This window comes from Ilumatobacter sp., from assembly GCF_030065885.1.
Taxonomy (GTDB): Bacteria; Actinomycetota; Acidimicrobiia; order Acidimicrobiales; family Ilumatobacteraceae; genus Ilumatobacter.
In genome coordinates this window covers 31,339-48,042 of the sequence record NZ_JASJCS010000032.1, presented here as the reverse complement: position 1 = coordinate 48,042, position 16,704 = coordinate 31,339, and the positions used below count along the sequence as shown (strand labels likewise).

Sequence of the window (16,704 nt, the reverse complement as noted above, 5' to 3'; positions counted from 1 at the left end):
ACGGTCGGGGCGCCGGCGCCACACGACATCTTCACGGACAACCACCGGTGGGGCGACCTGGACGACTGGAACCGAACCGCGCTCGCGCTGCACGAACAGGGCGGCATCCACCGGATAGAGCGGGAAGGATTCGCGCCGTTCTGGGCGGTGATCGACCATGGCGCAGTGCTCGACATCGAGCGACAACCCGGGCTCTTCACGAACGGCCCCGAGGCGGTGCTGCAGGACCAGGCGACCATCGATGCCCGCCAGCTCGACATCAAGACGCTGATCCACATGGACCCGCCCGAGCACCCGAAGTACAGGCGGCTGACCGCCGACTGGTTCAAGCCGGCCAGCGTCAAACGCCTCGACGATCGGCTCACCGAGCTCAGCCGCCAGGCGGTCGCGACGATGGAGGCGATGGATGGTGAGTGCGACTTCGCCGTCGACATTGCGCTGCCCTACCCGCTCCAGGTGATCCTGCAGATCCTCGGGCTGCCCGAGGACGACTACCCGCGCATGCTCACCCTCACCCAGCAGCTCTTCGGAGGGCAGGATCCCGACCTGCAGCGCGACGAGATCAGCCCGGAGGTGATCGCCGAAGTCCTCGCCGACTTCTACGCGTACTTCACCGGCCTCACCGCCGACCGCCGTGCGAACCCCGGCGACGACCTCGCCACGCTGATCGCCAACGGGCAGATCGACGGCACCCCGATGCCGGATCTCGAGACGATGGGGTACTACGTGATCGTCGCGACCGCGGGGCACGACACGACGTCGTCGGCGATGGCGGGTGGCATGCACGCGCTGGTCGAGAACCCCGACCAGCTCGCCATGTTGCGGCGGCAGCCCGATCTGCTCAACAACGCCGTCGAGGAGATGATCCGGTGGACGGCGCCGGTCCGCCACTTCATGCGCACGGCGCAGGAGGACACCGAGATCCTCGGGCAGGAGGTCCGCAAGGGGGACTGGCTCTACCTGTCGTACAAGGCAGCCAACCTCGACCCGAAGGTGTTCGACGACCCGTTGCGATTCGACATCGAGCGCCCGAACGCGGACAAGAACATCAGCTTCGGCTACGGCATCCACTTCTGCCTGGGCGCCCAGCTGGCTCGCAACGAGATGCGGAGCCTGTTCGGGGCGCTGGTCCCCCGCATCGAGCACATCGAGCTCGCAGGTGACCCCGCGACGATGAAGACCACGTTCGTCGGCGGCCATAAGTCGCTGCCGATCAGGTACAGGATGACGGCCGACTGATCGAGGCGGTTGCTGCGGACCGGCGGACGAGGCGCCATCGCCGCGAGCTACGTGGGAAGCTCCCCCGGTGAGGCACCGATCGATCCTGCTCGCAGCCGCCGCTGTGGTCGCGGCCGCATGTAGCGACTCCGCCGGCTACACCGAGCGGGAGGTCGGGTCGGTTCCGTCGACCACGGCAGAGGTCGGTGCGGCGGCCGCCGAGGACGCCGGCGCCCCGGCGACCACCGCCGAACCCAGCAACCCGGCGGCGCCGACGCCCGGGGTTCCCTCCGGCGAGCCCATCGTCGACGGCGCAGCGAACAGCCTGGTGATCGTGCACGATCGCGACGGCGGCGCCGACGCGCTCGCGTCGTACCGCGCCGACGGCACGAAGGTCGCCACCTACTCCACCGACGAGGACGCGATCATCTGGCAGCCGATCTGGTCGCCCGACGGCCGCCGCCTCGCCTGGACGAGCAGCCCCGACGGCACCACGTGGGAGCTCGTGACCGCCTCGGTCGACGGCGCCGACCACTCGACCCACCCACTCCCCGGCCGGCCCGACTACATCACCTTCGACCCGACCGCATCGAGCGTGCTCGCGCTCACGCCGTCGCCCGACGGCTTCGGCGTGGTGATCGTCGACCTCGCGAACGATTCGGACGACGCCGGGGACGCGCCGTTCGCGCTGATCGATCTCGGCCTGCCGTACTACTCGGACTTCTCACCCCAGGGCGACCGGCTGGTCTCCCACGTCGCCACCGACATGCGGATCGTCGACGTCGACGGCGGTCTCGAGCCGCTCGGATTCGTCTCCGGCGGGCATCAGGCGCCGGCCTGGCATCCGACCGACGACATCGTCTACTTCACCGCCGAGTCCGATGAGCGCAGGGGTCTCGTCGCCTACGACCTCGCGACCGGCTCGATCGCCGAGCTGGCGTCGTTCGAGCAGTTCGTGCTCTTCGACATCGCCGACACCGGCGATCATCTCGCGGTCGCGTCGTTCGCGCCGGTCGACCCCGACGCCGTCAACGCCCTCCGCGGTGCCCCGGCCTCGGCGACGCCCACGAGCTTGACGCGCGGGCTCTGGATCGTGAACACCGCCGACCGGACGACGCGACGACTGAGCGGCGAACCGACCGTCGCACCCATGTTCGACCCGACCGGCTCGCGGGTGCTGGTCAGGACTGCGTTCGCCGGCCTCGGCCAGTGGGACGTCTACGACCTCGACGGCAACCGGACCAGCACCGCGATGTTCGACGTCGACGACACCCTGCTCACCGGGTACCTCCCGTTCTGGGATCAGTACGTGCGGAGCCAGACCCTGTGGTCGCCCGACGGCCGCTACTTCACCCACGTCGGAGCGTCGCAATCCGGCGAGTCCGGGGTGTGGATCCACGACGCCACCACGTCGGGCGCATCCAGCTTCCTGGTCGAGGGCGACGTCGCCTTCTGGTCGCCGACGTGACCGTTCTCAACGGGCTGCGCACGGGCTCGAGCGAGTAACTCTCGCCTACCGGGAGCTGCGGGCCTCGCTCGCCGCGCTCCTCGCCTCCCTGCCCATACGCGCGCGGCCGACTTCCCGCGAGATGACTGGCTGCGCCTCCCGAGCTCGCCGCCTCCGCTACCGCTTCGACGCTGGCCCACCTGAGTGCTGCGTCGCGGCCGGCCGGCGAGATGGGCGTCGTTGGCTGGCTGCTCGCGGCGAAGCCGGCTCGGCGACCTTCCAGACGTCAGCGGTAGTGTCGCCGCATGGTGGAGCCCGACTTCTTGCGCTTCGACACGCTGAGCCTGCACGCCGGCCAGCGCCCTGACCCGACGACCGGCGCACGAGCGGTTCCGATCTACTTCACGACGTCGTACTCGTTCCCCGACACCGACGAGGCGGCGGCGCTGTTCAACCTCGAGGCGCCCGGCCACATCTACAGCCGCATCTCGAACCCGACCGTCGCGGTGCTCGAGGAGCGCATCGCCGCGATGGAGGGAGGGGTCGGTGCCGTGTGCACCGCCAGCGGCACGGCCGCGCTGCACCTCGCCGTCGCCTCGCTGCTGAACGCCGGCGACCACATCGTCTCGTCGAAGAACCTCTACGGCGGTTCGTACAACGCGATGAAGCACACGTTCCCGAGGTTCGGGATCACGACGACGTTCGTCGACCCGCGCGACCCGGCGGCGTTCGAGGCGGCCATCCAGCCGAACACGAAGATCGTCTACGGCGAGACGCTCGGCAACCCGGGCATCGAGATCATGGACATCGAGGCCGTGGCCGGCGTCGCCCACCGCAACGAGCTGCCACTGATGGTCGACTCGACGTTCTCGACGCCGTACCTCATCCGGCCGATCGAGCACGGCGCCGACATCGTGACGCACTCGATCACGAAGTTCCTCGGGGGTCACGGTGTCGCGCTCGGCGGCGTGGTCGTCGACGGCGGCCGCTTCGACTGGGCGGCGACCGACAAGTTCCCGACGCTGACCGAGCCGTACGACGGCTACCACGGCATCGTGTTCGCCGAGGAGTTCGGCCCAGCCGCGCTCGGGATGCGCGCCCGCGCCGAGGGCCTGCGCGACTTCGGTGCGTGCATGAGCCCACACAATGCGTTCACGCTGCTGCAGGGCATCGAGACGCTGCCGCTGCGGATGGCGCGCCACGTCGAGAACACCGACCGCGTGCTCGAGATGCTGCAGGCCAACGATGCCGTGACGTGGGTGAAGCACCCGCGGGTGCCGACACACCCCGATCACGAGCTCGCCGCTCGGCTCTACCCGAAAGGCGCAGGGGCGATCCTGAGCTTCGGGGTGCGGGGTGGCCGCGACGCCGGCCGCAAGTTCATCGAGGCGGTTCAGCTCGCGTCGCACCTCGCGAACGTCGGTGACGCCAAGACGCTCGTGATCCACCCGGGCTCGACGACGCACGGGCAGATGACACCCGACCAGCTCGAGATGGCGGGCATCAGCGAGGACCTCGTGCGGCTCTCGGTCGGGTTGGAGGATCCGGACGACATCGTCGAGGACCTCGAACGTGCACTGAAGGCCAGCCAGCGATGATCGCCGAGGTCGACGGGGTCGAGGCGCACGCATCGACGGGCGGCGTCGAGCTCGACGGCGACGATCCGGTGGTGCTCCTGATCCACGGTGCCGGGATGGACTCGACGGTCTGGCAGCTCCAGACCCGGTACCTGGCCCACCGAGGCTTCCGGGCGGTGGCCGTGGACCTGCCGGCGCATGGACGGTCCGGAGGTGATGCGCTCGACTCGATCGAGGCGATGGCCGACTGGGTCGCCCGCTTCGTCGAGGTGGCGGGGTTCGGGCAGGTGCACCTGGCCGGCCATTCGATGGGAACGTTCATCGCGCTCGAGCTGGCGAGCCGGTATCCGGACGCCGTCGACTCGGTCACGCTGTGCGGCACGGCCACCGGCATGCCGGTGCACCCCGAGCTGCTCGATGCGGCCGAGCACGACCTGCCACGAGCCGCCGCGCTCATGGCGGCGTGGGCGCATGCCAAGCCGGCCCACGTCGGCCTCAACCCGACGCCGGGCCTGTGGATGCTCGGCGGTGCGAGGGCGCTGGTCGAGCGCAGCAAGCCGGGTGTCTTGAGCACCGACTTCGCTGCGTGCATGGCCTACGAGAACGCCGAGGTGGCGGCCAAGTCGGTGTCGTGCCCGGCGACGGTCGTGATCGGTCTCGGCGACAAGATGACGCCCGCCAAGAGCGGCCGGGCGCTCGCTGCGGCACTGCCGTCGGCGACGGTGGTCGAACTGCCCGCCACCGGCCACACGATGATGATCGAGAACCCGAGGGCCGTGAAGCGGGCGATCCTCGACGCCGTTTCCGCCTGACCGTCGGATCGGCCTCCCGGCTGTGGGCTCAGAGGTGCTCGCCGGGGAGTTCGCTGGCCTGTTCGACCCAGGCGACGAACTGGGCTTCGTCGAGGTCGTCGTCCTCGTGGATGTTGAGGTAGCGGGCCTCCTGCGTCTTGGACGGGCCGGGCGGGGCCGGGTCGAGCGACGTGCCGCGGAGGAACGTCACCTGGACGTACTTCGCGTAGCAGTACAGCGCGAGGAACCAACCGTCGCCCTCGACGCCGTAGAACGGCGTGTTCCACTTCACCGATTTCTGGACGTCGGGGACCGTTTGCACGATCAGCTCGTCGAGGCGCTCGCCGATGGCACGCTTCCACCCGGGCATCGCCGCGATGTACTGCTGCACGGGCCCGTCACCCTCGCCCTTCGGGATGATCGGGTTGCCGCTCGACGAGCGCTTGGGCTCCGGGTCGGGTGCCATCGAACGATTCTGCCAGCCCCGCTCCGACGGCGAGACCGCAATCGAACGACGGAGACCTCATCTACGCTGCCGACGTGGGATCAGGGGTGTTCAAGATGGGGCGGCTCGACCATGTACACATCCGGGTGCCGGATCGGGCCGAGGCGGCCCGCTGGTACGCCGAGCACCTCGGCTTCGAGCCGGTGGAGGCGTTCGACTTCTGGGCGACGGGGTTCGAGGGCGGCCCGCTCCAGATCTCGGCCGACGACGGCGCGACCACGCTGGCGCTGTTCGAGGCCACCGACGGCCACCCGATGGAGCCGCTGCGCACCGGCGTCGCGTTCAGTGTCGACGCCGACAGCTTCGTCGCGTTCGCTCGCTCGCTCCCGTGCGGGATCGATCACCCGAACGGCGAACCCCTGACGCCAGCCGACCTGATCGACTTCGACCTGTGCTGGGCGTTCGACCTCATGGACCCGTGGGGCAACGTCTACGAGCTCAACTGCTACGAGTACGACCGGATCCGGGACGAGCTGGTGGACGCCGACAACGTCGAGCCGACCCGTTACTGGCCCCGCGAGCTCTACGACGCGTACCGCAACCCGGCCTCGAGCTGAACCCGACACCTACATCGCGAGCAGCTCCTCCACGTCCTGCGGCAGGCTGCCGTAGCCGCTGCGCCGCTGCGACCCGTCGTCGTTGACGAACACGTAGGTCCGCTGCGACGTGACGCCGAAGCGCGCCCACAGCTCGCCGTCGACGTCGACGAGGTGGGTGATGCCCTCGGTCCCCGTCGCCTCGGCGAAGTCGCGCATCGAACCGATGTCGGAGCTGAGGCCGGGAATGCCGATGATCTCGACCTCGCCTCCGTAGTGCTGCTGGACCTCCACGACCGTGGGGGCTTCACGACGTCAAAACGGTCACCACGGCGCCCAGAACCAGAACACGACGTCGCGGCCTTCGAACGAACCGAGCTCGAACGTCTCGCCGGCCAGCGTCTCGAACTCGCCGACGAAGACCGGCTCGGCCGGGATCTCCGGTGCGGTCGACGTCGGCGCGCCACCACACGCAGCCAGCACGATGCCGAGGGCGATGACGAGGCGAGTGCGCACGACCGAACCAACCCCCTCAGCGAGCGCAATGATTCCGATCGGCATCGATGTCGTCCGACGCCGCGGGCCCTGAGCTCGACGCGATCGGCGACTGATCGGGACAGATCGCTCCAGCGGTCGGCAGGGACAGATCTTGGCGAGTCTTCAGATCAATTCACGTTGATCGAACATATGTTCGACTAGAGAGCTTCCATGTCTCCCGCTCCCGACCCCGCTGCGACACTTCGGTCGCTCATCGGCGTGGTCGTCACGGGTGCCGACTCTCGTGCGTGTTCCGAACTGCTCGGCGGCATCAAGCAGCTGCGGGGGTGGCTCGACGCGTTCGAGGCGCAGGTGAGCACTCGGCTCGGCGAGCTGCACGAGGCGGGCGGAGCGCCGGCGGCCGACCTGCACTCGAAGTGCGGTGGCGTCTCGGCGGCCGAGGGGAAGCGCAAGGAGCGGCGCTCGAAGACCATCGAGACCGCGCCGTCGTTCGGCGAGGCACTCTCCGCCGGCGCTGTCGGGGCCGAGCACGTCGACGCACTCGCCAACGTGACGGCGAAGCTCGACGACGAGGTGAAGACGAGTCTGCTCGACCGCGAGGACGACCTGCTCGCCGACGCGACCCGCATGACGCCCGAGCAGTTCGGCCGGTCGTGCCGCGACCTCGCCCGTCAGCTCGAACGCGATCAGGGCATCTAGCGCAACCGGCGCCAGCGGCGCGACACCTTCCTCTCCCGCAAGCTGAACGCCGCCTCCGGCATGATCGAGGGCCGATTCGCATTCCATCCCGAGCTCGCCAACCAGGTCTTCGGTGCCGTCGACCACGAGGTCGCGTCGATGATCGCCGAGGGCTCCCGCCGGGGCGAAGCTGAGTTCGTCGATCGAACGGTCGACCGCAACCGGCTGGCGGCCGAGGCGCTCGGCCGGCTCGTGGCCGGCGGGCATCAGCAGCAGCGCCCCCTCGAGGCCGACATCACGTTGGTCGTCGACGACCAGACCGCCACGACCGGTGAGCTGCGCGAGCACGGCGTGTGCGAGACGAGCGACGGCGCGGCGTTGCCCCCTGCTTCGGTGGCTCGGCTGCTCTGCAACGGCCGCGTCACGCCGGTCGTCGTCGATCAGCACGGCAAGCCGTTCGACATGGGACGCACGATCCGCCACGCCAACCGTCGCCAGCGCCGGGCGCTGCGGGCGATCTACCGCTGCTGCGCCTTCGGCGGCTGCGACGTGGCGTTCGAGCGGTGCGAGATCCACCACATCCTCCCGTGGGAGCTCGGCGGCCCCACCGATCTGGCCAACCTCCTGCCACTCTGCAGCCAACATCACCACGTCGTTCACGAAGGCGGCTGGCGACTCGAGCTGTCCGACGATCGGACGCTGACCATCACCCAACCCGATGGCACGCTCTTCACCCGATGTCGACCCGACATCGCCGACCAGCGAACGCGCCGACGAACCGCAGCGTGACGCGCGCCGCCCCAGCCCCGAACTGAACACCACCGGGGCTCTCGCACGCCCACGGTCGAGTGACGCTGGCTGCGCCTCCGACGCCCTCCCTTGGAACCCAGGACTTCAGTGCGTCGTCTCGTCTTGGGCACCGCTCAGCACGCGCACTCGTAGCCAACCGACGAGAAGAACAGATTGTCCGTGGGCTGCGCGCCGGGCGAACCGCACCTCGACGACACACAAGGCGAAGAACAGAAGCGCCAACGCAACCAGTGAGACGACCGGCTGGAACTGGACGACGATGGCCACGACGCCCGCCAGCCAAGTCGCCAGCAAGTACGCGCCCTGAACACGCTGGGCAACCCGACGGTGGTCGTCGACGAAACCGGGGCTGGGTTGGCTCTGCCGGGCGAGCATCGGCCACCACCAGGGAATCAGAATGCCACCCCAGTGCGCCGCCATCGCCTTCCGCCGAAGGCGCTTCTCGATGGCGACACCAAACGCCGAGCCCGCCTGCTCAGCACCCGGCATCCCGCTCACCACCTCATCGTGACACGAGACCACAGTGCGTCCGCGCCGCGCGCGAGCCATTCGATCTGCCGACCGGACGCGTAGCAGCGGAAGGCCGGCCGTTGATCGCCGGGTCATGGAGCACTGTGCCAGGTGGCGAACATGGCCACGTGGTGCGTGACGATCAACCTCATACCGCTCTGTTCGAGGCATCACCATGTGGTCCACGAAGGCGGCTGGCGACTCGAGCTGGCCGACGATCGGCTGCTCTCCATCCACCAACCCGACGGCAACGTCTTCGCCCGATGTCGCCCCGACCTGGCCGGCCGGCGCCAACGCCGGGCGCAGCACGCAACCGGCGACGAACCGCGGCGTGACGCACGCCGCCCCATCGCCATTGCAGCATCTGGGCCCCGGAGCGATCTCGGGCGGCCTCGGCCTGCACGGAGACGGCAGCGCGCAACGTGCTGAGTTCGACGACTCGGTCGGTGGGAGCGTCAGCGCTCGAATCGGAGGCGCAGCTCCCAGTGTCCGATCTCGTCGTTCAGGTGCCGGTCGACGACCTCGAAGCCGTACGCCTCGTAGAACCGGCGACCGATCGCATTCGCCTCGAACACGTCGAGCACGAGGCACGGCCGCGAGGCGCTCACGGCGTCCAGCAGCGCCCGACCGACTCCCTCGCGCTGCCGGTCGGGGTCGACGAAGATCGCCCCGACCTCGTTGCCGAGCATCGACACGAACCCGGCCACGTGGTCGTCATCGGTCGTCGCCACCGTCGTCTCCGCGGCCGGAAGCCACAGGTCGGCGATCTCCTGCCGCTCGCGGTCGAAGAACTCGTCGGGGAGGAACGAGTGGGCGACCAGCGAGGCCCGGTGCCAGACGCCGAGCACCGCCTCGAGATCAGCGTCGGTGAACGGGCGGATCATTCGGGGACGACGCTAGTCGTGCCGTCGGAGCGGCCGCCGGTGGCGGCGGTCCCTGGCCGTACGCTGCCGGCGATGGACGACATCCACGGCGAGCGCGGTCGGGCGGAGGGCTTCGGCGCCGACGCCGAGCGCTACGACCGGACCCGACCGGGCTATCCCGAAGCACTCGTCGACTGGCTCACCGGTGACACGCCGGGCCGCGCGGTCGACGTCGGATGTGGCACCGGTCAGCTGTCGCGACTGCTGCGCGATGCCGGCTGGAACGTCGTCGGCGTCGAGATCGACCCGCGCATGGCCGACGTCGCACGCGGCCACGGGATCGACGTCCAGGTCGCGGCGTTCGAGGAGTGGTCGGGAACGGGGCCGTTCGACCTCGTCACGTCGGCACAGGCATGGCACTGGATCGACCCGGCGATCGGCTACGACAAGGCTGCGTCACTGCTGCGGCCGGGCGGCCGACTGGCCATGATCTGGAACTCGTACGGGTACGACGCGGATGTTGCAGCGGTCTTCGCCGACGTGTTCGGACGCCATGCGCCCGAACTGCTCGACGCCGCGGTGTCGCTCGGACTCATCCGGCTCGACCACGAGGAGCTCGAGGCCCGGACGGCCGCGCGGCTCGGACCGGCGTTCAGTGCACCCGAGACCCACGCCTTCGATCACCACCGGACAGTGACGATCGACGCCTGGATCGACGAGGCGACGACGCACTCCCCGATCGCCGCGCTGCCTGCGTCGACACGGACGCGCCTCTTCGACGAACTCGCACGAGGTCTGTCGGCCGCCACCGACGGGTCCATCCGTGTCGACCACACCGCCCGGCTGACGTCGGCGACGAGGATCTGACAGCGGACGCGCTCGCTGCGAGATCAGTCCGGCACGGCGTGCCACGCGCCGCTGCGACCGAGGTACTGACGACCATCGGGACCGTCCCGATAGAACGTCTCGCTACCCGAGTCGGCGAGCACCTGGAGCATCGCCGGCAGCTCGGCACCCGCACCACCTTCGTCGCGGATCCTCTCGATCACCCGGGCGGGGCCGACCTCGTCGAGCAGCTCGAACGGGCCGTGGGCCCAGTTGAACCCCCAGCGGATCGCGTTGTCGACGTTGACGACGTCGTCGGCGATCTCGGGGATGAGCCCTGCTGTGTAGCGAAGCGTGCCGCCGAAGACCTGCCACGCGAGCTGTCCGGCGAGCGACTCGTCGAACATCACCTCGCCGATCGCGCCGAGCACGTCGCCCGAGACGCCAGCGAGGTCGGGCTCGACGGCGTCGCGCCACTCCTCGGCGACCAGGTCGAACGTCTCCTTGCGCTTCGTGCCGTCGTCGAGCTTCTGCACCCGGCCGAAGCCACCGAGCGCCCGCGCCTTGCGGCCGAGCTGGCCGCGCTCGAGCATCCGCTGCTCGACATCCGGGAACGACGTGTAGGCGTGGCCGTCGTCGCCGTCGGGCAAGTTGACCGCGAGGTTCTTGCCGACGAGATCCATCACGTCGAGACCGATCAGGTCGATCAGCCCGTACAGGCCGGTCGGCGGCAGACCCACCGGCTTTCCGAGCACGGCGTCGACCGTCTCGGGCGTCACGCCCTCGGCGAGGAACGGCTTGGCGAGGTGCAGACCGCTGAGCATGAAGAAGCAGCCGATCCGGTTGCCGATGAAGTTGACCGTGTCCTTGGCGTGCACGACACCCTTGCCGAGCTGCTCCTCGCCGAAGGCGGCGAACGCCTCGATCACGTCGGGTTCGGTGCGCTCGCCCGGCACCAGCTCGAACAGCTTCATCACCTTGACCGGATTGAAGAAGTGGGTGATCGCGACGTCACGCTGGAATCGCTCGGGCATGCCCTCCGAGATGTCGCGCAGCGGGATGCCCGACGTGTTCGAGCTGATCACGGACCCGTCTCGTCGGAGCGGCTCGGCCTCGCCGAAGAGCCGGCGCTTGGTGTCGAGGTCCTCGACGATCGCTTCGCAGATCCAGTCGTAGTCGGCGATGGCGGCGAGATCGTCGTCGAACGTGCCGGTCGTGATGAGCGCGCGATGCTCGTCATCGACGGCCTGCAGCCCGCGCTCGACCGCCTCGGCGTCGACGTCGAGCATCAACACCCGGCAGCCGGCCGCGGCGCTGGCGGCGGCGATCCCCGACCCCATCGTGCCGCAACCGAGGACGGCGACGGATTCGATCCGGCGGCTCATGACCAGCTCCTCTCGGGCAACCTCATGTCGAGCAACGTGTCAGACAACCTCATCCGCACCGGTGTAGTCGATCTCGCCCCGGAAGCTCAGCTCGGCGCTTCGTCCTGTGCGTCGATCTCCTCCTGCAACGCGAGCAGGACGGGCAGCGTGGCCCGATCCTTCGCACGCCCGGAGGCTTGCTTCGACCGGATGATGTCGGCGAGCGCGGCGACCCGAACGAGTCGACCCTCGATGTCGAACACGTCGCTGTTCTCGACGAGCGAGCCGTAGTCGTCGAGCGCAGGCGGCGCGAACGTGAGGTCGAGGTCGCCGCACCGAGTCGTCGTGTTGAGCATCGCCATCGAGGCGATCAGGGCGGGGTGCGGATCGAACTCGATGCCGCTCGGCGTGTCCTCGACGCGCAGCCGTGCGCGAAGATCGACGAGCGCCGCACTCAGCCGCTCGAGGTTGCCCGGCTCGTGTGCCGGGACGATGTCGGCATCGTTGGTCATCGCCGTCGAACCTCGGAGCACCGCGGCCAACCCGCCGATGAGGACGTAGTCGACGTCGTGTTCGGCGAGCACGCCGAAGATGCACGAGGGGTCGAACGGTGCGGGCATCAGCCGACCTTCCGGGCCGACGCGACGGCCCTCCCGACGTTGACCACCGACGCCAACCGCTGTGCCGGCGTCATCTCCAGCTGCTGGCGGATCTGGGCCCGGTCGACGTCGTCGGGTTCGACCGTCAGCGAGAGCCGCAGCCCGCACGCCTGGAGGATGGACGCCAGCGTGGTGAGGCGGGGCTCGTCGTGGCCACGTTCCCATCGCGAGACCACCGATTGGGTGGTGCCCAGCTGCGCGGCGAGCGCCGTCTGGGTCAGCCCGGCGTCGCGGCGGGCCCGCACGATCAGATCGGCCGCCGGGCTGCGATGGGCGGTGACCGCCGTCGACCTCACCATCCCGCCAGCCTAGCGGCGACAACATCTTCTTCGCTATGCCCTGTACGGCGTATCAGCTATGAACGCCGTCGCTGGCCGGCGCGTTTCGGATCAGGTCAGGTCAGCGGGAACGGCAGCTGGAACCACCAGGGGCGGTCGGTCGGCTCGATCGACACCACCCACTTGACCCACCACGGCCCCCGTCGACCGGGCGCCACGATCCGGACAGGAGCTCCGTGGCCGCGGCGGAGCCGACGTCCGTCGTAGCCAACCGCCACGAAGACCGACTCGGCATCGCGCATCGGGAATCGGCGGGCGTAGCCGGTGGCCGACATCACGTCGAAGCTCGCCGCATCGCCGGCCAGCAGCTCCGAGATCGGCACGACGTCCCATCGCTGCTCGCTCCACCAACCGCCGGTGCAGTCGAGCACGGCGTCGACCGGTCTGGCGCTGGATCGCAGATCGTCGAGCGGGACGAGCAGGCCGTCGACGCGCAGCTCCCAGTCCTCGGGCCGTGTGGCGGGCGCCCTGTCGTCGATCCACGACACCGTCGGCATCACGTCCGGATCGAACGAGCCGATCTCGTGGGAACCGGTGAACCGGCGTTCGGCTCCGTCGAGACCGACCACACGGACGGCGCCCTCGACCGCTGCGACGGTGACGGCCGCAGCTGCGGCAGCGGCACCACCGCCGATCAGCAGCCGACGATCGAGATCGACCGCCTTCGGGCGAACCGGCCGCGACCAGAGATGCCACACCAGCAGCGGCACCGACGCGAACGCCAGCAGGAAGTGCGTCCACAGCGACGTCCAGTACCCGACGCCCGTCCAAACGCCCGTCGAGTGTGCGAAGCCGAGCGCGACGGTCGCCATGACGATCACGCCGAACGCCACCGAGATCCAGCGGGTCGGGCGGCGGCGCCTCATGCCGGCGCGCACCGATCGGCGGGCCTTGGCCGGGGCGAGCACCACCACGAGCACGCCGCACGTTGCGTGCAGTGCCGTCCACCACCGGCTCCAGCCGGTGCCGACCGCCCATGAGACGAGTCCGGTGACAACGGCGCCGGACGTGGCAGCGGCGAGCAACAGGTTCACCTGCCGCGACGACAGCGACCCGACGGTGCGCGTCCAGAGCGAACGTCGACCCGCTGTCGTCCTCGATTGCTGCTCGGCGACCTCGGTCATCGCTCGACCGTACGACCTCGACCCGGGTCAAGGTCAACCGCTAGTTTCGAACGAATCGGTGAACAGTTGCTGAGCGGTGACGGGACGGGCGGACGGCTGTCGATCGGCGAGCTGGCGCAGCTCTCGACCACGCCCATCACGACGTTGCGCTACTACGAGCAACGCGGCCTGATCGAACCGCCCGAGCGGGAAGGCGGCAAGCGCCGCTATCGGCCCGACGTGCTGATGCGGTTGATGGTCATCCGCTTCTGCCGCGTCGCCGGTCTGAGCCTCGACGAGATCGCCGAGGTCGTCACCGATGCGAGTCCGGAGCGGCAGCGGACCCGCGAGATCGCACGGCAGCGCGTCGCCGCGATCGACGAGCAGATCGAGCGCCTGGGGCTCGCTCGCGACATGATGGCCGCGTCGATCGTGTGCACCTGCCCGAGCGTCGAGCGGTGCGACTGCGGCGCCATGGAGCCGGTGATCCAGCGGCTGCAGGCGGCGGCGATCGACCTCGAGTGAAGGTGCGGACGCCGCCGCCCTTTCCAGCCGCCCGATCGGACGGTTACTGTGCCTCCCCGTTCGAGCACATCAGTTCGACGAGACGATCGGGGGATCGAGATGGCCGAGTGGGACCGCGTCGGAGCGCTGCGGCGTGACTTCGCCGACATGGTCGAGGGGCTCTCACCCGAGCAACTCGAGCAGCAGTCGCTGTGCGACGCGTGGACGGCGCGCGGCGTGCTGTGTCACGTCACGAGCTTCGTGGCGACGAGCCTGCCGCGGTTCATGTTCACGGTCGCCAGAAGCCGCGGCGACTTCGGCCGGGCATCGCAGACGATGGCCCGGACCCAACTCGACCGACCGGTCGCCGACGTCATCGCCGAGCTCCGGGCGAAGGCCACGAAGTCCGCGCCGCTGCCGATGTTCCCCGAAGAGATGACGCTGACCGACATGGCGATCCACACGCAGGACGTGCGCCGACCGCTCGGCCTCGAGGGCTCGCTGAGCCCCGACACGCTGCGCGATGCGCTCGACTTCCTCACGACGCACAAGCACGCCACCACGCTGGTCGATCGCAAGCCGCTCGACGGCGTGAAGCTCGCGCCGTCCGACATCGACTGGGCGTTCGGCGACGGCGCCGAGATCACCGGCCCGGCCGAGGCGATCATGATGGCGCTCGCCGACCGGCCGGTGGCGCTCGACGAGATCTCGGGCGAGGGTGCGGCGCGCTGGCGGTAGGCCGCGCCGGGAGGGGTGATGAGCGGGCTCCAGTCGTGGTCGACCACGGCGATCAACCTGCCCGAGCACAGCGACAACGCGGTCCACACCGACGCGGGTGCGCGGGCCGCCGGCTTCGAGCGCGCCCTCGTCGCCGGCACGTCCGTGTACGCCTACCTCACCCATCCGCCGATGGCGGCATGGGGGACGGCGTGGCTCGGCCACGGCGGCGGCGAGCTCCGGCTCCGCCGCCCGGTCTGCGACGGCGATCGCGTCGACTGCGTGATCGCCGCAGGCGACGCGGGGCCGATCGTCGAAGGACGGGTGGGCGACGACGTGCAGGCGTCGCTCGAACTGTGGGAGCGGGCGGACGCTCCCCCGATTCGTGACGGCGAGCGATTCCCCGACATCGAGCTCCGGCTGACCGAGGCGCAACGAACCTACGGCACGCGGGCGGGCGACGGCCTCGGCATCTACGCGGAGCAGCACATCGTGCACCCAGTCGTGTGGGCCAACCTCTCGAACACCGTGTTCAAGCACAACCTCGTGACCGGGCCGTGGGTCCACACCCGCAGCCGCATCTTCCACGAGGGCGTCGCCGGCGACGGCGCGCTGCTCCGCGTCGAGTCGACGCTGGTCGACCGCTTCGACTCCCGCGCCGGCGAGCGGGCACTCGTCGACATCCGGATCCTCGCCGACGACGCCCCGGTGGCGACGATCGAGCACGAAGCGATCGTGGCGCTCGCCTGACACCGGCAGCCGCGATGGGCGCGCAATTGATCGACCGGCTCAACCGTCAGCGGGCGCTCAGCATCGAGGGGAGTATCAGCGGCTCGGCCGGCTGACCGGCTCGGCGGAGAGCCGGCGATCACGCGACGATCTCCCGCATGACGTCGCCTACCGAACTCGAGCAACTGCGTGACGAGGGGTACGTCGTCGTGCCGAACGCAATCTCGTCGAGCACGCTCACGGCGGTTCGCGAACAACTCGACCCGTACCTCCAGGGCGAGTATCCCGGCCGCAACGAGTTCGAGGGCCTGGCGAGCGAGCGGGTCTATGCACTCCTCGACAAGGCGCCCGCCGTCGCCGAGCTCGTCGCGAACGAACGGATCCTCCCGCTGCTCGATGCGGTCATGGAGACGAACTACCTGCTGTCGGCGTGCCTGGCGATCCAGCTCCACCCCGGCGAGACCGCGCAGGCGTGGCACTACGACGATGCGTTCGTCACGATCCCGCTGCCGCGGCCCTCCTACTCGGTGTCGACGATCTGGGCGATCGACGACTTCACCGCCGACAACGGCGCCACCGAGGTGATCCCCGGGAGCCACAAGTGGGGCGCCGAGGCGACGCACGACCCCGATGACGCCGTGGTGGTCGAGATGCCGGCCGGTTCGGCGGTCGTCTTTCTCGGCACGACGCTCCACCGAGGTGGCGCCAACCGGTCCGCCGGCGACCGGCTCGCGATCACGCCCCAGTACTGCGCGCCGTGGGCCCGGCCACAGGAGACGTTCATGCTGTCGGTCCGCCGGGAGATGGCGATGCGCTACTCCGAGCGGGTTCAGCAACTGCTCGGCTACTCGATCCACCCGCCCTTCATGGGCCATGCGGACGGGCGCCACCCCGCAAAGCTCCTCGATCCGGCATTCAGCGACGGGACCGCCGGTCGGCGGTCGGCCGAGTTCTGGGACGAGTGGGAGGGCGCAGGGCACCACCCGTCGGCGACCCCGTAGCTGGCCCCGCTACCCCGCAGAGCTCGAGCAG

General features: G+C 69.6%; 20 protein-coding genes and 1 pseudogene. 12 read left to right on the top strand and 9 right to left on the bottom strand.

Features of this window, described 5'->3' with window-relative positions:
• The 4 genes from QNJ12_RS09470 to QNJ12_RS09455 form a co-directional block, all read left to right on the top strand.
• Positions 1–1,239 (top strand): cytochrome P450 (locus QNJ12_RS09470; RefSeq protein ID WP_300622099.1); only part of this gene is annotated, 1,239 nt, incomplete at its 5' end.
• Between the two features lie 67 nt (positions 1,240–1,306).
• On the top strand, positions 1,307–2,686 hold the full coding sequence (locus QNJ12_RS09465) for a hypothetical protein (RefSeq protein ID WP_300622096.1): 1,380 nt from the start codon (positions 1,307–1,309) through the stop codon (positions 2,684–2,686).
• A 284-nt stretch (positions 2,687–2,970) separates the two neighbouring features.
• Entirely contained in the window at positions 2,971–4,263 is a 1,293-nt protein-coding gene (locus tag QNJ12_RS09460; protein WP_300622093.1) for an O-acetylhomoserine aminocarboxypropyltransferase, read from the top strand.
• A complete protein-coding gene (locus tag QNJ12_RS09455) occupies positions 4,260–5,054 on the top strand; it encodes an alpha/beta hydrolase (RefSeq protein ID WP_300622090.1) in 795 nt (264 codons plus the stop codon). Before QNJ12_RS09460 ends, QNJ12_RS09455 begins: the two co-directional genes overlap by 4 nt.
• Positions 5,055–5,082: 28 nt before the next feature.
• Here QNJ12_RS09455 and QNJ12_RS09450 read toward each other — a convergent pair whose 3' ends face one another.
• On the bottom strand, positions 5,083–5,499 hold the full coding sequence (locus QNJ12_RS09450) for a DUF1801 domain-containing protein (RefSeq protein WP_300622087.1): 417 nt from the start codon (positions 5,497–5,499) through the stop codon (positions 5,083–5,085).
• A 74-nt stretch (positions 5,500–5,573) separates the two neighbouring features.
• On the opposite strand from QNJ12_RS09450, the gene QNJ12_RS09445 reads away from it, so the two are divergent.
• Positions 5,574–6,095, top strand: a complete 522-nt coding sequence (locus QNJ12_RS09445; RefSeq protein WP_300622085.1) for a VOC family protein — start codon at positions 5,574–5,576, stop codon at positions 6,093–6,095.
• A 9-nt stretch (positions 6,096–6,104) separates the two neighbouring features.
• Here the strand turns inward: QNJ12_RS09445 and QNJ12_RS09440 are convergent, their stop codons facing one another.
• Both QNJ12_RS09440 and QNJ12_RS09435 read right to left on the bottom strand, forming a co-directional pair.
• Positions 6,105–6,368 carry a hypothetical protein gene (locus QNJ12_RS09440; protein WP_300622083.1) on the bottom strand — a complete coding sequence of 88 codons (264 nt, stop codon included), beginning with the start codon at positions 6,366–6,368 and terminating at the stop codon, positions 6,105–6,107.
• Between the two features lie 30 nt (positions 6,369–6,398).
• Positions 6,399–6,590, bottom strand: coding sequence for a hypothetical protein (locus QNJ12_RS09435; protein ID WP_300622080.1), 192 nt, complete (start codon positions 6,588–6,590; stop codon positions 6,399–6,401).
• 192 nt (positions 6,591–6,782) lie between these two features.
• On the opposite strand from QNJ12_RS09435, the pseudogene QNJ12_RS09430 reads away from it, so the two are divergent.
• Both QNJ12_RS09430 and QNJ12_RS09425 read left to right on the top strand, forming a co-directional pair.
• Positions 6,783–7,754: pseudogene (locus tag QNJ12_RS09430) on the top strand (DUF222 domain-containing protein); the annotation flags it as partial.
• Between the two features lie 45 nt (positions 7,755–7,799).
• On the top strand, positions 7,800–8,039 hold the full coding sequence (locus QNJ12_RS09425; RefSeq protein WP_300622102.1) for an HNH endonuclease signature motif containing protein: 240 nt from the start codon (positions 7,800–7,802) through the stop codon (positions 8,037–8,039).
• 105 nt (positions 8,040–8,144) lie between these two features.
• Here the strand turns inward: QNJ12_RS09425 and QNJ12_RS09420 are convergent, their stop codons facing one another.
• Together QNJ12_RS09420 and QNJ12_RS09415 are read right to left on the bottom strand one after the other, a co-directional pair.
• Positions 8,145–8,558, bottom strand: coding sequence for a hypothetical protein (locus tag QNJ12_RS09420; protein WP_300622078.1), 414 nt, complete (start codon positions 8,556–8,558; stop codon positions 8,145–8,147).
• A gap of 467 nt (positions 8,559–9,025) precedes the next feature.
• Entirely contained in the window at positions 9,026–9,454 is a 429-nt protein-coding gene (locus QNJ12_RS09415; RefSeq protein WP_300622075.1) for a GNAT family N-acetyltransferase, read from the bottom strand.
• Positions 9,455–9,526: 72 nt separating this feature from the next.
• On the opposite strand from QNJ12_RS09415, the gene QNJ12_RS09410 reads away from it, so the two are divergent.
• Positions 9,527–10,300 carry a trans-aconitate 2-methyltransferase gene (locus QNJ12_RS09410; protein ID WP_300622072.1) on the top strand — a complete coding sequence of 258 codons (774 nt, stop codon included), beginning with the start codon at positions 9,527–9,529 and terminating at the stop codon, positions 10,298–10,300.
• A 23-nt stretch (positions 10,301–10,323) separates the two neighbouring features.
• On the opposite strand, the gene QNJ12_RS09405 is transcribed toward QNJ12_RS09410, so the two are convergent.
• The 4 genes from QNJ12_RS09405 to QNJ12_RS09390 all read right to left on the bottom strand — a co-directional run bounded on the left by QNJ12_RS09405 (position 10,324) and on the right by QNJ12_RS09390 (position 13,743).
• A complete protein-coding gene (locus QNJ12_RS09405) occupies positions 10,324–11,643 on the bottom strand; it encodes a 3-hydroxyacyl-CoA dehydrogenase (protein WP_300622070.1) in 1,320 nt (439 codons plus the stop codon).
• 86 nt (positions 11,644–11,729) lie between these two features.
• Complete coding sequence (locus QNJ12_RS09400; RefSeq protein ID WP_300622067.1) at positions 11,730–12,242, bottom strand: hypothetical protein; 513 nt, start codon at positions 12,240–12,242, stop codon at positions 11,730–11,732.
• Positions 12,242–12,580, bottom strand: coding sequence for a helix-turn-helix transcriptional regulator (locus QNJ12_RS09395; protein WP_300622063.1), 339 nt, complete (start codon positions 12,578–12,580; stop codon positions 12,242–12,244). The genes QNJ12_RS09400 and QNJ12_RS09395 overlap by 1 nt, the downstream gene beginning before the upstream one ends.
• Positions 12,581–12,675: 95 nt before the next feature.
• Positions 12,676–13,743 (bottom strand): molybdopterin-dependent oxidoreductase, encoded by a 1,068-nt coding sequence (locus QNJ12_RS09390; RefSeq protein WP_300622058.1) that lies wholly within the window; start codon positions 13,741–13,743, stop codon positions 12,676–12,678.
• A gap of 66 nt (positions 13,744–13,809) precedes the next feature.
• Between QNJ12_RS09390 and QNJ12_RS09385 the strand changes: the two genes are divergently transcribed.
• The 4 genes from QNJ12_RS09385 to QNJ12_RS09370 all read left to right on the top strand — a co-directional run bounded on the left by QNJ12_RS09385 (position 13,810) and on the right by QNJ12_RS09370 (position 16,673).
• Entirely contained in the window at positions 13,810–14,247 is a 438-nt protein-coding gene (locus QNJ12_RS09385; RefSeq protein ID WP_300622055.1) for a MerR family transcriptional regulator, read from the top strand.
• Between the two features lie 99 nt (positions 14,248–14,346).
• Positions 14,347–14,964 (top strand): maleylpyruvate isomerase family mycothiol-dependent enzyme, encoded by a 618-nt coding sequence (locus QNJ12_RS09380; RefSeq protein ID WP_300622051.1) that lies wholly within the window; start codon positions 14,347–14,349, stop codon positions 14,962–14,964.
• A gap of 18 nt (positions 14,965–14,982) precedes the next feature.
• Positions 14,983–15,693 (top strand): hypothetical protein, encoded by a 711-nt coding sequence (locus QNJ12_RS09375; RefSeq protein ID WP_300622049.1) that lies wholly within the window; start codon positions 14,983–14,985, stop codon positions 15,691–15,693.
• Positions 15,694–15,830: 137 nt separating this feature from the next.
• On the top strand, positions 15,831–16,673 hold the full coding sequence (locus QNJ12_RS09370) for a phytanoyl-CoA dioxygenase family protein (RefSeq protein WP_300622047.1): 843 nt from the start codon (positions 15,831–15,833) through the stop codon (positions 16,671–16,673).
• Positions 16,674–16,704: the final 31 nt, after the last annotated feature.

Bases quoted from the DNA above. Each gene is read 5' to 3' on its own strand.
- QNJ12_RS09460 (WP_300622093.1), top strand. From the start codon at position 2,971: ATGGTGGAGCCCGACTTCTTGCGCTTCGACACGCTGAGCCTGCACGCC.
- QNJ12_RS09455 (WP_300622090.1), top strand. From the start codon at position 4,260: ATGATCGCCGAGGTCGACGGGGTCGAGGCGCACGCATCGACGGGCGGC.
- QNJ12_RS09450 (WP_300622087.1), bottom strand. From the start codon at position 5,499: ATGGCACCCGACCCGGAGCCCAAGCGCTCGTCGAGCGGCAACCCGATC.
- QNJ12_RS09415 (WP_300622075.1), bottom strand. From the start codon at position 9,454: ATGATCCGCCCGTTCACCGACGCTGATCTCGAGGCGGTGCTCGGCGTC.
- QNJ12_RS09410 (WP_300622072.1), top strand. From the start codon at position 9,527: ATGGACGACATCCACGGCGAGCGCGGTCGGGCGGAGGGCTTCGGCGCC.
- QNJ12_RS09405 (WP_300622070.1), bottom strand. From the start codon at position 11,643: ATGAGCCGCCGGATCGAATCCGTCGCCGTCCTCGGTTGCGGCACGATG.
- QNJ12_RS09400 (WP_300622067.1), bottom strand. From the start codon at position 12,242: ATGCCCGCACCGTTCGACCCCTCGTGCATCTTCGGCGTGCTCGCCGAA.
- QNJ12_RS09395 (WP_300622063.1), bottom strand. From the start codon at position 12,580: ATGGTGAGGTCGACGGCGGTCACCGCCCATCGCAGCCCGGCGGCCGAT.
- QNJ12_RS09390 (WP_300622058.1), bottom strand. From the start codon at position 13,743: ATGACCGAGGTCGCCGAGCAGCAATCGAGGACGACAGCGGGTCGACGT.
- QNJ12_RS09380 (WP_300622051.1), top strand. From the start codon at position 14,347: ATGGCCGAGTGGGACCGCGTCGGAGCGCTGCGGCGTGACTTCGCCGAC.
- QNJ12_RS09375 (WP_300622049.1), top strand. From the start codon at position 14,983: ATGAGCGGGCTCCAGTCGTGGTCGACCACGGCGATCAACCTGCCCGAG.
- QNJ12_RS09370 (WP_300622047.1), top strand. From the start codon at position 15,831: ATGACGTCGCCTACCGAACTCGAGCAACTGCGTGACGAGGGGTACGTC.